The sequence below is a fragment of the Collinsella sp. CLA-AA-H167 genome, from assembly GCF_040095305.1.
GTDB lineage: Bacteria > Actinomycetota > Coriobacteriia > Coriobacteriales > Coriobacteriaceae > Collinsella.
Genome location: NZ_JBBNGA010000017.1, coordinates 1 through 13,674 on the forward strand (window position 1 = coordinate 1; position 13,674 = coordinate 13,674).

Sequence of the window (13,674 nt, forward strand, 5' to 3'; positions counted from 1 at the left end):
ACCCGTGCCCGAGCTCGAAGAGCCCTATGGCCGCCTTCCTGGCCTCGATATCATGCTTCACTCTCAAATCAACGCGCATAAAGAAAGCCTCCCATTTCTCATGTCCAAGAAATGGGAGGCAGTTCAAAGCGGTGACGGGCCTCAACTGCACGGTTTGCGCGCTGGCTCGAGCTAAGCGTTCTTTTTGCCCAGCTTAGCCTTAACCAGACCGACCACGGTCGGGATAATCGACACGGCAACGATGCCAACGATTAGCAGCTCAAAGTGCTCCTGCACAAAGGGAATGCCGCCAAAGAAGTAGCCCAGCAGCGTAAAGACCGTCGACCAGGTAATGCCGCCCAGCACGTTAAAGATGACAAAGTTGCGCCAGTGCATGCCGCCCATGCCAGCGATGAAGGGCACAAAGGTGCGGATAAACGGAAAGAAGCGGCCCAGGAAGATGGCCAGGTGGCCCCACTTGTCCAAGAAGTCCTCGGACTTTTTGATGCGCTCGGGCGTCATGGCCTTGACCTTGCCCGAGGCAATGATCTTTTTGCCAAAGAAATGGCCGATCATAAAGTTGCACTGATCGCCCAAAATGGCAGCGGCCCATGCGGTGGCCAGAAGCGCCACAATGTTAAAGCCGCCGTTGTGGGCGAAGAAACCCGAGGCGAACAGCAGCGAATCACCGGGAAGGAACGGGAAGAACACCACGCCCGTCTCGATAAAGATGATCAGGAACACGCAGCCGTAGGCCATAAGCGGGCCGGCGGCGATCCAGCTGGCGATCGCGGTGCGCGGGTCCTTAAGCAGCTCGGCGATAAAATTGATGAAACCCATGAAGTAAAACCTCTCAGTTGTGGGCGCGGATACGTCCAAGTTGACCAGTATACGGTTGCGGCGCCCCCTCGTGCGCAACCCCACAAAAGCATGACTCCATTACCAGCAAGTTTGCATAACTGACACCTGTCGTGCAAAGCTGCCAAGATTGTTCTACCTAATCCCTAGCGAATCGCTATACTTTATTGAATCGCATTGCCATGGCGCTAAGGGAGGGCGGCCGGTGAGCTTTATCAATACCATTCGCGAGGACATCAAGACCGTCCAAGCGCAGGACCCCGCCGCGCAAAACGGTCTGGTCATTTTCCTTTCCTATCCTGGCCTGCATGCCAAGTGGAACCACGTACCCGAGCACTGGCTCTGGGAGCACGGTCATCGCTCGCTCGCCCGCGTGCTCTCGCAAATCACCCGCCACATCACCGGCGTCGAGATTCATCCCGCCGCACAGATCGGCAAGCACTTCTTTATCGACCATGCCATGGGCGTCGTCATCGGCGAGACCACCATCGTGGGCGACAACTGCGTGCTCTACCAGGGCGTCACGCTCGGCGGTACCGGCAACGAGACCGGCAAACGCCACCCAACGCTCGGCGATAACGTCACCGTGGGCACGGGCGCCAAGGTGCTCGGCAACATCCGCATCGGCAACAACGTCAAAATCGGCGGCAACTCGGTTGTCGTCAAGGACGTGCCCGACAACTGCACCGTCGTGGGCGTGCCGGGACGCATCATCAAGCGCAACGGCTGCCGTGTGTTCGAGGAGAGTTTCGACGCCAAGCAGCATCGCGAGTACATGCCCGATGACGCCGCCGAGCAGTCCGCCCTCAACCGCCAGGGTATCACCGAGAATGCCCGCCGCGTCAAAGAACTCGAGCGAGAGGTGGCCGAGCTCAAGGCCCTCGTCGCCAAGCTCGTGGACGAGCGCTAGGAACGCGAGCGGCACAAAACAACATCGGCACCGACGCAAAAGGCTCGCCAGGGAATCCATCCCCGGCGCGCCTTTCTTTTTGATGTGACATGCGGGACTGTCCCTTTGTCACATTATGCGAACTGACTCAGATAGAGGTCGGCGTAAGCACCCTCGGCAGCCAGCAGTTCCTTATGCGTGCCTTGCTCGATAATGTTGCCGTGATCCATGACCAAGATCAGGTCGGCGTCCACGATCGTCGACAGGCGATGCGCGATCACAAAGCTTGTGCGCCCATGCATGAGCGCGTCCATGGCACGGCCGATGGCAAGCTCGGTGCGCGTATCCACGCTTGAGGTCGCCTCATCCAGAATGAGAATCGCCGGGTTGTTGAGCAGCACGCGCGCAATGGTCAGCAGCTGACGCTGGCCCTGGCTGATGCTTTCGGCATCATTGGCCACGCGCGTGTCGTAGCCCTGCGGCATGGTGCGCACAAAGAAGTCGACCTGCGCGGCGCGGGCGGCAGCCACGATCTCATCGCGCGTTGCCTCGGGGCAGCCGTAGGCGATGTTTTCGGCAATCGTGCCGTCGAACAGCCAGGCGTCCTGCAGCACCATGCCAAACTGCTGACGTAGCTCACCGCGGTTCACGAGGCGCGTATCCACACCGTCGAGCGTAATGCGGCCGCCGTCGATTTCGTAAAAGCGCATGAGTAAGTTGATGAGCGTGGTCTTACCCGCACCCGTTGTTCCCACCACCGCAATCTTCTGACCCGGTTCGGCGGTAAACGACACGTCGCACATGAGCGGCTTTTCGGGCGTGTAGCCAAAGCGCACATGCTCAAAAGCGACACGGCCCTCCACGCGACCCGGCAGATTGGCAGCCTCGCCCGGCTGCGGATCGGCCTCCATCTCGGGCTCATCGAGCAGGTCGAACACGCGCTCCGCACTCGCCAGCGCGCTCTGCAGCGAGTTGAAAGTGAACGACAGCTGCGTCATGGGTTCGGACGCCTCGTAGATAAACTGGAAGAACGCCTGGAACACGCCGACGGTCATGTGACCGGCGACCAGCATGCTGCAGCCCACGAGCGCAATCACGATCTGCGCCAGGCGACCGATAAAGCGAACCGCGGGTCCGACGGCGTTGATCATAAAGTCGGCCTTGGTACTCACGCGCGCCAGCTCGCCCGAGGCCTCGTGCACCTCGGCAGAGCTCTGGTGCTCACGGTTGAATGCGCGAATCACCAAACGGCCCGAATAGCCCTCCTCGACCGCGCTCGTGATTTTGGACACCCATTCCTGACGCTCGCCCGTCACATCATGCGTACGGCGCGAAACCACCTTGGTCACCAGCAGCGATACCGCCGTAAAACCCAAAAAGATCAACGTGAGCCTAACGCTATAGACGAACATCATGATGATGGCACCCGTCACGGTACCGATCGATACCAGCAGCTGCAGCAATCCGCGCTGCATGCTCTCGGACATCTTGTCCAAGTCGTTGGTCGCACGGCTGACCACCTCACCGGGGCGATGTGCGTCAAAGTAGGCGAGCGGCAGGCGGCTGAGCTTTTGCGCGATGCGGTTGCGCAGACGCAGGTTGAGTCGCTCGGCCACACTCGACATCAAAAAGCTCTGCAACGCATAGAACGACCCGGCAGCCGTCCAGATCAAGAAGTAGACAAAGATGGTCTTGCCGCATTGGTCCCAGGTGATGCTGAAGGTGGTTCCGCTGGCAAACGCCACCTGTATATGGCCCCACAGCTCGTCGATAACATGGGCGCTATATGCCGGCGCGGCGGTGTTAAAGATGACGTAGAACACGATGCTCGCAAACACGATGTAGAAGCGCCAATGGTCGCCGGCGGCCTCGCCCCACAAGCGGCGCACCGTCGCCCAGGTATCGCGGGGTTTCTCGTCCTCATCCTCGTCGTCCACATCGCGCATGCGCTCTGCTTCCGCGCGGGCACGCTCGTCCTCGGCACGCTCGTTTTCCTCGTACAGCGCTTGGCGGCGAGCCTCACGCTCGGCCGCGGCCTTGGCGGCGTCATCCAGCTCGGTCGGCGCGGCAGCCTGCTCGACCGCTTCCTCGGCAGCGTCCGCAGCGGCGGCATCGATAGTGTCGCTGTGCTTCTTGAGCTCCCCGGTCATGCTACTCACCTCCCTTCATTTGCGATTCCGCGATGGCGCGGTATACCTCACAGGTTTCCATAAGCTCGCCATGCGTGCCCAAGCCCACGACCTCGCCATCCTTGAGCACGACAATCTGGTCGGCGTGCAGAATCGTCGAGATGCGCTGCGCGATGATGAGCACCGCGGCGTCGCGCGTCTCGTCCTGCAGCGCATGGCGCAGGGCCGCATCGGTCTTAAAGTCCAGGGCCGAAAAACTGTCGTCGAAGATATACAGGTCGGCGCGCTTCATGAGCGCGCGAGCAATGGCCAGGCGCTGGCGCTGACCACCCGAGAAGTTCGTACCGCCCTGGGCAACCGGGGTATCGAGCCCCTGCGGTTGATCGAGCACAAAGGTGCTCTGGGCAACCTGCAGCGCATGAAGCATGTCCGCCTCGGTCGCGTCCTCGTTGCCAAAGCGCAGATTGCTTGCCACGGTGCCCGAGAACAGCCACGCCTTCTGCGGCACATAGGCAATGCGCCCGCGAATCTCGTCTTGCGAAAGGTCGCGCAGGTCAACACCGTCCAGGCGAATGGCGCCCTTCGTGGCATCGTGAAAACGCAGCAAGAGCTTTGCCACCGTCGACTTACCCGAACCGGTCGAGCCCACGATCGCGGTGGTCTGCCCGCGACGACAGGCAAAGCTCAGGTCGCACAGGGTATCCTCGTCGGCATCGTCAAAGCGAAACGACATGTGATCGAACACGGCGACCGCATCGGCCCCGTCCTTTGAGTCGGACGCGACCGCATCGAGCGTACGCTGGCCATCGACGATGCTCGGCTTAATCTCCAGCACCTGCTGTGCGCGGTTCAGACATGCGGCGGCACGCGGAAGCGTCAGCACCACCATCTGGGCCATCATCACAAAGAACAGGATCAGAAGCGCGTACTCCAGCACCGCCGAGATGCTCGCGATCTGCATGGCGTGGGCGCCCACGCGGTTGCCGCCCACCCACAGTACCGCTACCTCGGCGATATTCATCAGAAAGAAGGTGGAGCTGTCGAGGCCCACAAACAGATGGTTGACTTTGATGGCGTTGGCGGCGTAGTCGCTAAACACCTCGTCCAGGCGCTGTTCCTCACGACGCTCCTTGTTAAACGCACGGATGACGCGCACGCCCACGATGTTTTCGCGCAGCACCACGTTCATGCGGTCGATAAAGCTCTGCAAGCGCATAAAAATCGGAGCCGCGTTGGCAACCGTAAAGACCGCCGCAACCAGCACGATCGCAACCACGACGCCCAGAAGCATGCCCATGGCCGGATCGATGAGCCAGGCGAAGATGATGCCTGCCACCGCCAGGAACGGCACCGGCAGCACCAGCTGAATGGTCTGCAGAATCGCCTGCTGAATCACGTTGATGTCGTTGAGCGAGCGCGTGATCATCGAACCCGTGCCAAAGCGCTCAAAGTCACTGGCAGACAGCTCGAGCGACTTGTCGTAGACGGCATTGCGGATATCGCAGGCCACGTTGGCGGCCAGGCGCGCCGAAAGATAGCAGCCCAACACCGCGCCGCCGCTGGCCATGCCGGTCGCGATAAGCATGTAGAGACCGTTGCGCAAAATGTAGTCGACATCGCCCGTGGTGATACCGGTGTTGACCATGTTCGCCAACATCGTGGGTACCAGCAGTGTGCCGACGTTGTCGATTAGCAGCACCAACAACGTCACCGCGACAAGCCTGCGATACGGCTTCATAAACCTCATTAAGAGTCGCACGACTCCCCCTCGCCTTGATTCTCGGCCTGGCTCTCGGCAGCGATATGCTGCTTAAAGGCATCGCACTCATCGCCGAGCGCATGGGAAAATTTTCCGATTAGGCGCATGATTTCGCGTTGCTCACACGGCTCAAGCGCGCCAAAGGCTCGCTGCTCGGCCTTGAGTGCCGGCAGCGCATAACGCTCGGCAAACCGCATGCCCGCTTCGGTCAAACGCACAACCTTGTTCTTACGGCTGCCTTCGGCAAACTCCAACGTTGCAAAGTCCCGCGCCGTCAAGGTTTTAATGACCGAGTTGATGGTCTGCTTGCTGTAGAACCATTCGCTCGTCAGGCGGCTTACGGCAATACTGCCGCCCGCCGTGCTGGTATCGACGAGCATCCAGTAAGCGCAGTCCGAAAGACCGCAGGCGCGCGAGAACTCCGAATAGATATGGTCGAGTCCATTGAGCAACCGGTCGAAGTCGACCAGCGCAACCGCACTATTCATCTATCCCACCATTCGATTGTCCGATTTTTGACCAATTTTGTATCTCTAGATTAGTCCGAGTTTTGACTATCGTCAACAGGCTCTCCGCAAATGCTTGCACTTTTATGGCCTATCGGCAGAAAAAGACCGCCGGCGCGGGGGCAGCGCCAGCGGTCACGTGAAAATCGGGTTTTATTGCCCGTTAAGCGGCGACGGCCTCATAGACCGTAGCGCCCGAGAAGCTGTCATGCAGGCTCTTGCCGGCAATCCACGGCAGCTCGACGACCTCGCAGACCGTATTGACCAGCTCGGAGCAGTCAGTAAAGTGGCCCTTGTCGTTGAGGGCCTCGCAATCCTGAACACGCCAATAGCCATCGGTGTGCGTGATGTAGTACTCGTGATCATCAATCGTCACAAAAGCGCGCGTCTTGGAACGCAGCAGCTTCAGAAATCCTTCGAAGTCGGTCTCGACGACATCTCCAGCCTGGAACATGATGTTACCTCCTGGCCCGGCGCCACCACGGCGCATTGATAAACGTTGGTACTCCTTTAGTAAAACCTTTATCAGAGGTTATGCGTTCGTCATTTAGGCAAGTGGTAAAAAACCGCAGGGTAGACGGGATAAAACGTTTAACCATCCCATTTGTTTGTCACATTCTGAAGGTACTTTTATGCAAACCTACTTTTCCAATTGGAATCTACCCTTTTGGCCGGGCAATTGACCGTCTATCGTTTGAGCCCGACGGGTATGAACGGGGCATCTGCAACGCCACCGCAAGGAGACACCATGGAGACTATCGAAGCACTCATCCACCGCCGCAGCTGCCGCAAATACAGCGATCGTCCCGTCGAGGTCGAAAAGCTTGCACGTATTATCGAAGCTGGCCAATATGCACCGAGCGGCATGGGCGCCAACCGGTGACGTTTGTCGCCGTCACCGACCCCGCGACCGTCGAGCGTCTCTCACAGCTCAACGCCCAGGTCATGGGCAGCAACGGCGACCCCTTCTATGGCGCCAAGACCGTTGTGGTGGTGCTGGTTGACCGCAGCGTGCCCACGCATCTGGAAGACGGCTCGCTCGCCATGGGCAACTTGCTCAACGCCGCCTATGCACTGGGTGTCGATTCGTGCTGGATTCACCGCGCGCATGAGGTCTTTGACTCGCCCGAGGGCCTGGAGCTGCTGGCCAGCTGGGGCCTGCCCGCCGACGGCAGCCTGCGCGGTGTCGGTCACTGCATTCTGGGCTATGCCGAGGACACGCTACCCGAGGCAAAGCCGCGCCGCGACAACGTGGTGTATGTAAAGTAATTAGTTCCGCCGTTCTAACGAACGGCGGACCCGCTTGCAACTTATCTTGCCGGTGGAGTTGTCGTCGTTTCGTTCGTTTGAGTCGTTTCGGCGCCGTCGCCCTGTTCGCCGTCGTCCTTTTGAGCGTCGGCGATGGTGGAGGCTGCCGCAACGATACCGCGCTGGGGCACGACGCCCGTCTGGGTCTGAGCGCCCTCGACAATTTCTGTGCCTGCATGCGCGAGCTCGGGCGATTTAAACATCGCGTCCAAGTTGGCACCGCCGCCGGCGTAGCCAAGCGCAGCGAGTGCGATGACGATCACTGCAACGACGACCGCGATCGGAACATAACGATGCCAACCAGCCGGATTGAGTCCGCTGCGACGAGCCGCCCCGCGGCTGATGTAGCCGAGCGTGCCGTCGTGCTTGAGCTTTGAGCCCACCACGCGTTTGCGGTCCCACAGCGAGGACTCTGCCTGCATTGCCAAGCGGGCACCTGTCGAAGGATAGCCGTATTTAGTGCGCTTGAACGAGCCGTCAAACCCCGAGGCGTGTTTGCCCCACGCCACCGATGTTGTGCGTCGGTTAACCGGCGCGGCGCTCCGCCTTCTGCGGCTCGGTTTTGTAGTCTCAGCCATACGCCCCCGCACGCCGTAACCAAATCGAAACAATAACGCTTTGGACTGTAGCACACGCGTCGCGCGCGGTCACGGGCGCCTCGCTCAACGGTCATCGTCCTTCAGTAAGCGCCACAGCGTTGTTCGGCTTATGCCCAGCACCTCCGCCGCACGGGTTCGGTTGCCGTGGAGATGATCTACAACCAGATGCGCGATATCTCGCTCGGTATCGGCCAGCGGTCGCAGGATATACAGGTCGCTTTCGAGTGTCGGGGCGCCAAAGGTTGCGGTCTTAATCACGTCCTCTTGGGCTAGCACTTCCTCCGCCACAGCGCGATCCACCGTGCCCGCCCCCACCAATATATACAGTCGTTCCGAGACCTCGCGGAGCTGCAGATAATTGCGCGGCCAGCGGTAAGCATCGAGCGCCTTCGTCGCCGCGGCAGACAGCGTGGGCGCTGCCGTCCCAAATGCACCAGCGAGATATTCCAAATAGCGCGCAACCTTCGTCGACGCGGCTCCCTGCTCGGCGATTGCCGGCGCCACGCTCACCGCACAGGCGAAACGCTCGGTCACAAAGGCGGCCTGATCGCTTTCGCTGCCGCCCGGCATGTCATTCGCCGTCAGTACCACATGGCAGCGCATCGCCAACGCGGTGTCGGCCATCGTGGAAACGAGCTCGCGGAGGCGCTGGGGGCCAACCGCATTCCAGCCCGCAATGCAAAGTGTCAGCCCCGTTTGGAACAACGGCGATTCGGCGCTTTTGAGCACGTGGCGCCAGCCGCGATCGGTAAGCTCATCGAGCGCAACGGCAACAAAGGGCTGATCGACAAAAGGACCGTCCAGATAGAGGCGCATGGCAATCTCGACCTGACCCGTTCCCAGCTCGCCCTCGAGCATAAGGGGCACACCGCGCGCGTAGCTCTCGGCGACCGGCGCAGCCACCGAGGCAGGCCCCTCAACGATGCCGTACGCGCTCGATTCGTAGCGGGCCTCAACTTCGTCGGCGTTGAGCCACTCGATGCCCGCGTGCGCCGCGGCGCCGCGCACCTCGCGGACCACGACGACCCAAAGGCCCCCGCCCTCTTTGTCGGCGGGGCGAACGGTCAGGCTCAGGCGCGTACCCGCACGCCCCATAACCAGACGCGCGCCGTCTCCTATACGGTCGAGGCGTTCGGCAACAAAAGCTGCCACATCCCGCTCAAGCGCCGCGTCATTCATGGTCGAAATCGCGACGTCCCCACGCGCATCGATTGCCAATGCCGAGGCCCCGGCAGCAGCCAGGGCCTCGGTCAAGATGTTCAGCTTGGCATCGCTATCCATGATTTGCCCCTGTCCGCGGCGACGTGCAACCGCCGACGGTCGCACGACCGAGTGTTTCAAAATTGAACGATATTGCTCACCAAACACTATAGGGCAGAAAGCGCCGTCCTGCGAGTATAGGTGTTGCCCCGCATCGCCATCCTGGCGGGGCGATAAGAGCTCTTCGGGACTTATAAACCTGCGGACAAGCCATACCCGCAAGAGCTCCTATCGCTCCACCGCAGGCTTGCGCTCACCAGCAACCAGCAACCAGCACGCGAATAAGCTACTTCTCTACCAGATTCCCAGCACGTGCTGCATTCCCAAGCTCATGCACGCAATGCCAATCCAGCAGCAAAAGCCCAGCGCGATGGGCTTGCCGCCCTTTTTGACCAGCTCGACGATATCGGTATTAAAGCCAATAGCCGCCATGGCCATCACGATAAAGAACTTCGAAAGCTCCTTGATGGGCGCCGTAATGGACGTGGGAAGCTGAAACACCGTGGTGACCACGCTTGCCAGCACAAAGAACAGCACGAACATGGGAAACGCGCGTTTAAGGGAGAACGTGCTTTTGGCGTCACCGCCGGCCTTGCGCGCCAGATGCATCTGCCAGCATGCGAGGACCAACGTGATGGGAATAATGGCCAGCGTCCTGGTGAGCTTGACCACCGTAGCGCTCTCGAGCACATTGGCGCCGGGATGCATGCTGTCCCAAGCGCTCGCCGCAGCCGTTACGGACGAGGTGTCGTTGATGGCGGTGCCGGCAAACAAGCCAAAGCCCTCGTTGGTCAGCCCGAGTACGCCGCCGAGCGTCGGAAACACGAGCGCCGCGATAACGTTAAACAGGAAGATGACCGAAATAGCCTGGGCAATCTCGCGATCGTCGGCATCGATGACGGGCGCGGTCGCGGCGATGGCAGAACCGCCGCAAATCGACGAACCCACGCCCACAAGCGTCGCGATCTTGCCCGGCACGTTCATAACGCGGCAGAGCACAAAGGCGATGACAAGCGAGGTCGAGATCGTCGCCACGATAATCGGTAGCGACTGAGCGCCTTTGGACAGAATCTGCGAGAGGTTCATGCCAAAGCCAAGCAGGATAACCGCGTACTGCAAGACTTTTTTAGACGTATAGGTGACACCGGCGGCGAGCTGTTCGCGATGATTCTTGGGAAAGACGAGCGCCAGAACCATGCCGAAGAGGATGGCGAATACCGGCCCACCGACCACCTCAATCTGTTTGCCGAGCAGCGTCGCGGGAATGGCGATGATCAGGCAGAACAAGACGCCCTTCCAGCGCTCACGTACGATATTCGCCAGTTGCATATGGGATTCCTTCTTTCTATTTCACGTTTGTGACGGCTTATGATACGGCAACATTGAGCGCAGCCTTGCGCAAACACAGACTAAGATGCCGCAATAGTTCTTGGGCAACAGCCGAATTACCCACCGCGGAAAGCTGATTCGCGGCATAATTAACAACTGACATATGAGTTTGATAGAACAGTTGCGAGGCGCTATGGAAGAATCGATGCACGTCGGCGAGCAGGAAACGAGCCTACAGGACCAGTCCTACCACACCATTCGACGCAAAATCGTCTACCTGGACTACAAGCCGGGCGAAAAGCTGGGCGTCAAGCAACTTTGCGACGACCTGGATATGGGTCGCACGCCCGTGCGCGAGGCTTTGGTTCGCTTGGCGCAGGAAGGCCTGGTGCGCACCGTGCCCCAGAGTGGCACCTACGTCTCACCCATCAACCTCACCCTTGCCGAGAGTGCCTGTTACATCCGCGAACATCTGGAAAAGCAGGTGATTGTGGAGTGCTGTGCGCGAGCCACGTCGGCCGGCATCGAGCAGCTCGACCGCGCCATCGTGCTGCAGGAAAAGGCCATGGCCGAAGAGGATCGCATCGGCTTCTTTTTGAGCGACAACCTCATGCATCACATGATTTTTAGCATCGCATGTCGCAGCACCGTGTGGTCGTGGCTCGAAGAGACCAATGCCGACCTGGAGCGCTTCCGCTGGCTGCGCGCCGCCACGCAGGTTCTCGACAATCAGGACATCGTGAACGAGCACAAGCAGATTCGCCGCGCTATCGCCGGTCGCGACCCCATCGAAGCGAGCTTTTTGGTCAGCAAGCACCTGCACATGATGTTCCGCAACCAAACCGAAGTTCTGGACCAGTTCCCCGAGTACTTCGAGACCAGCAAGCTCCGCTAACCTGCCAAAAAGGGACAGGTTTATTTTGGCAGGTTTTATCTGGGCAAACGCAGAAAAGGCCCGGCTCCGTCTTGATGCGGAGCCGGGCCTTAGTCGCTAGAACGGCGGAACCAACTACTCTACCGTGACGCTCTTGGCCAGGTTACGGGGCTGGTCGACGTCGCAGCCGCGCAGGATGGCGACCTCGCGGGCGAGCAGCTGCAGAGGAACGCTCGCCGTGATGGGGCTGAACACGTCGCGGACTGCCGGCACGCGGACGATGCAGTCGGCGATCTTGTTGATCTCCTCGTCGCCCTCGGTGGCAACGACGATGACCTTGGCGCCGCGTGCCTTGCACTCCATAAGGTTCGACACGGTCTTGTCGTAGGTGGCACTCTTGGTGGCCACAGCGATGACAGGGAAGCCCGGGTCGATCAGGGCAATGGGGCCGTGCTTCATCTCACCGGCGGCGTAGGCCTCGGCGTGCAGGTAGCTGACCTCCTTGAGCTTGAGCGCACCCTCGTAGGAAATAGCGGCACCCATGCCGCGACCCACGAACAGCGCGGACTGCGCGTCCTTGCACAGCAGGGCGGCCTCATGAACGGCCTCGGTCTGGGTATCCAAAATCCACTGGATCTGCTCGGCCGTATCGGAAAGCTCGCGGAACAGCATGCGCGCCTGTTTGGTGGTCAGACGGTACTTAACCTGCGCCAACAGCAAAGCCAGCAGCGTAAGGCTCACGACCTGGCCGATGAAGCTCTTGGTCGAGGCGACCGCGATCTCCTTGTTGGCCTTAGTGTAGATGACGCCGTCGCTCTCACGCGCCACGGGGCTACCAACCACGTTGGTGATGCCGAAGACCTTGGCACCCTTGATGCGCGCGTCGCGAATGGCGGCAAGGGTGTCGGCCGTCTCGCCCGACTGGGACACGGCAACGACAAGCGTCGTCGGCGTGATGATGGGATTGCGATAGCGGAACTCGCTGGCCGCCTCCACCTCGGTGGGGATGCGAGCCCAGCCCTCAATGAGATTCTTGGCAATGAGTCCGGCGTGGTAGCTGGTGCCGCAAGCGATCACGTAGACACGGTCGATGTCGTTGAGCTCCTCGAGCGAAAGGCCCAGCTCGTCGATATCGAGCTCGCCGGCGGGGGTCATGCGGCCCACCAGGGTATCGCGCACAACGCGAGGCTGCTCGTGGATTTCCTTGAGCATAAAGTCGGGATAACCGCCCTTTTCTGCCATGTCCAGGTCCCAGTCGATGTGGGTGACCTTGGGCTCGATAACGTTGCCGGCCTCGTCGGTGTACTCGACGCCTGCGGGCGTAAGCTTGGCAAACTGACCGTCCTCGAGCACCACGACATCGCGGGTGGCGTCGATGAGCGCGATCACGTCGGAAGCAACATAGGAACCGGTTTCGCCCACGCCGACTACGATCGGGGAATCCTTGCGGGCCACGGCGATCACGCCGGGCTCGTCAGCGCACACGGCGGCCAGACCATAGGCACCGACCACGTGGGTGCAAGCCTCGCGCACGGAGGCCATCAGGTCGTGCGTCTCGACATAAGCCTCTTCGATCAGATGCGCGAAGACCTCGGTATCGGTCTCGCTCTTAAAGTGATGGCCGCGGCCCTCCAGCTCTTCGCGCAGCTCGGCGAAGTTCTCGATGATGCCGTTGTGGACGATGGCGATACGACCGTCGCAGCTGGTGTGGGGGTGAGCGTTAACGACGGAGGGCTTGCCGTGGGTGGCCCAACGGGTGTGGCCGATACCGCAGGTAGCGTCGCTGTCGATGTTGGAAAGCTCGCTCTCTAGGCCCGCGACCTTGCCCACGCGGCGGATGACGTCGAGGTGCGCCGCGGCGCCCTCGCCCACCTCGAGCGCGACGCCCGAGGAGTCATAGCCGCGATACTCCATACGCTTGAGGCCCGTGACCAGGATGTTCTTTGCAATATCAGAGCCGGTGTAGCCGACGATTCCGCACATAAGATAAATCCCTTCGTTCGCGTGACTGCAAGACGTCCACGCACAAGGGGCGCTGAGACGCATAACGTTCGAGTATTGTACTCACGCAGGCGCAAGCTGATATACCAGATGTGGTATCTCAACTTAGATACCACCCGATGCACACACGTCCAGCCGGTCCAAACCACCACATAGGTGCCTGTCCCCTTCGTGGTGGTCGCG

General features: G+C 60.3%; 13 protein-coding genes. 4 read left to right on the plus strand and 9 right to left on the minus strand.

Annotated features, from left to right (window positions below):
• Positions 1 to 171 precede the first annotated feature (171 nt).
• Positions 172 to 819 (minus strand): VTT domain-containing protein, encoded by a 648-nt coding sequence (locus AAAT03_RS09280; RefSeq protein ID WP_117779374.1) that lies wholly within the window; start codon positions 817 to 819, stop codon positions 172 to 174.
• A gap of 223 nt (positions 820 to 1,042) precedes the next feature.
• Here AAAT03_RS09280 and cysE point away from each other — a divergent pair, with 223 nt between their 5' ends.
• Positions 1,043 to 1,747: a serine O-acetyltransferase gene (gene cysE, locus AAAT03_RS09285; protein ID WP_124786624.1), complete on the plus strand. Its 705-nt coding sequence runs from the start codon at positions 1,043 to 1,045 to the stop codon at positions 1,745 to 1,747.
• Between the two features lie 113 nt (positions 1,748 to 1,860).
• Here cysE and AAAT03_RS09290 read toward each other — a convergent pair whose 3' ends face one another.
• The 4 genes from AAAT03_RS09290 to AAAT03_RS09305 all read right to left on the minus strand — a co-directional run bounded on the left by AAAT03_RS09290 (position 1,861) and on the right by AAAT03_RS09305 (position 6,574).
• On the minus strand, positions 1,861 to 3,876 hold the full coding sequence (locus tag AAAT03_RS09290) for an ABC transporter ATP-binding protein (RefSeq protein ID WP_124786625.1): 2,016 nt from the start codon (positions 3,874 to 3,876) through the stop codon (positions 1,861 to 1,863).
• 1 nt (position 3,877) lies between these two features.
• Positions 3,878 to 5,593, minus strand: a complete 1,716-nt coding sequence (locus tag AAAT03_RS09295; protein ID WP_240143149.1) for an ABC transporter ATP-binding protein — start codon at positions 5,591 to 5,593, stop codon at positions 3,878 to 3,880.
• Between the two features lie 8 nt (positions 5,594 to 5,601).
• Complete coding sequence (locus AAAT03_RS09300) at positions 5,602 to 6,102, minus strand: MarR family winged helix-turn-helix transcriptional regulator (RefSeq protein WP_349103181.1); 501 nt, start codon at positions 6,100 to 6,102, stop codon at positions 5,602 to 5,604.
• Between the two features lie 181 nt (positions 6,103 to 6,283).
• On the minus strand, positions 6,284 to 6,574 hold the full coding sequence (locus AAAT03_RS09305) for a hypothetical protein (protein ID WP_055251737.1): 291 nt from the start codon (positions 6,572 to 6,574) through the stop codon (positions 6,284 to 6,286).
• A gap of 294 nt (positions 6,575 to 6,868) precedes the next feature.
• Between AAAT03_RS09305 and AAAT03_RS09310 the strand changes: the two genes are divergently transcribed.
• Both AAAT03_RS09310 and AAAT03_RS09315 read left to right on the plus strand, forming a co-directional pair.
• Positions 6,869 to 7,003: a nitroreductase family protein gene (locus AAAT03_RS09310; RefSeq protein ID WP_349103182.1), complete on the plus strand. Its 135-nt coding sequence runs from the start codon at positions 6,869 to 6,871 to the stop codon at positions 7,001 to 7,003.
• Positions 7,000 to 7,389 (plus strand): diguanylate cyclase, encoded by a 390-nt coding sequence (locus tag AAAT03_RS09315; protein WP_349103183.1) that lies wholly within the window; start codon positions 7,000 to 7,002, stop codon positions 7,387 to 7,389. Before AAAT03_RS09310 ends, AAAT03_RS09315 begins: the two co-directional genes overlap by 4 nt.
• A gap of 41 nt (positions 7,390 to 7,430) precedes the next feature.
• Here AAAT03_RS09315 and AAAT03_RS09320 read toward each other — a convergent pair whose 3' ends face one another.
• From AAAT03_RS09320 to AAAT03_RS09330, 3 genes are all read right to left on the minus strand, one after another.
• Complete coding sequence (locus tag AAAT03_RS09320) at positions 7,431 to 7,856, minus strand: hypothetical protein (protein ID WP_161194918.1); 426 nt, start codon at positions 7,854 to 7,856, stop codon at positions 7,431 to 7,433.
• Between the two features lie 234 nt (positions 7,857 to 8,090).
• Positions 8,091 to 9,308 (minus strand): helix-turn-helix domain-containing protein, encoded by a 1,218-nt coding sequence (locus tag AAAT03_RS09325; RefSeq protein ID WP_349103184.1) that lies wholly within the window; start codon positions 9,306 to 9,308, stop codon positions 8,091 to 8,093.
• A 273-nt stretch (positions 9,309 to 9,581) separates the two neighbouring features.
• Positions 9,582 to 10,616: a YeiH family protein gene (locus tag AAAT03_RS09330; protein ID WP_349103185.1), complete on the minus strand. Its 1,035-nt coding sequence runs from the start codon at positions 10,614 to 10,616 to the stop codon at positions 9,582 to 9,584.
• A gap of 193 nt (positions 10,617 to 10,809) precedes the next feature.
• On the opposite strand from AAAT03_RS09330, the gene AAAT03_RS09335 reads away from it, so the two are divergent.
• Positions 10,810 to 11,511 (plus strand): GntR family transcriptional regulator, encoded by a 702-nt coding sequence (locus AAAT03_RS09335; protein WP_050766156.1) that lies wholly within the window; start codon positions 10,810 to 10,812, stop codon positions 11,509 to 11,511.
• A gap of 114 nt (positions 11,512 to 11,625) precedes the next feature.
• Here the strand turns inward: AAAT03_RS09335 and glmS are convergent, their stop codons facing one another.
• Entirely contained in the window at positions 11,626 to 13,473 is a 1,848-nt protein-coding gene (glmS, locus tag AAAT03_RS09340) for a glutamine--fructose-6-phosphate transaminase (isomerizing) (RefSeq protein ID WP_161192204.1), read from the minus strand.
• Between the last annotated feature and the right edge of the window lie 201 nt (positions 13,474 to 13,674).